This window comes from Nocardioides abyssi (assembly GCF_030412915.1).
Taxonomy (GTDB): domain Bacteria; phylum Actinomycetota; class Actinomycetes; order Propionibacteriales; family Nocardioidaceae; genus Nocardioides; species Nocardioides abyssi.
In genome coordinates this window covers 1-289 of record NZ_JAUHJR010000114.1, presented here as the reverse complement: position 1 = coordinate 289, position 289 = coordinate 1, and the positions used below count along the sequence as shown (strand labels likewise).

At 72.0% G+C, this 289-nt stretch carries 1 protein-coding gene; it reads right to left on the bottom strand.

Going from position 1 to position 289, the window contains the following annotated elements; all coding sequences use genetic code 11:
- Window positions 1–289: hypothetical protein (locus tag QWY29_RS20135; protein WP_300963011.1), on the bottom strand; the 289-nt coding region annotated here is incomplete at both ends.

Genomic DNA, 289 nt, shown 5'->3' with positions numbered 1-289 from the left:
ACCACGGTCACCACGCCCTGGAAGGGGGCGGCCACCTGGCCGGGCTCGGAGGGGTCGGCCTTCTCGGCGGCCGCGACCTCGGAGGCGACCGAGGTGTCGCGCACGCTCACCGGGCGCATCTGGCCGTTGAGCAGCGCCATCACGGTGCGGTAGCCGCGCTCGTCGGGCTCGCTGATCGACTGCACGCCCAGCAGCAGCGTCTTGCCCTCGTCGAGCTCGACCTCGTGCTCCTCGCCCTGGCGCAGCCCGTAGAGGTAGTCCATGGTCGAGAGCACCGAGACGTCGCCGT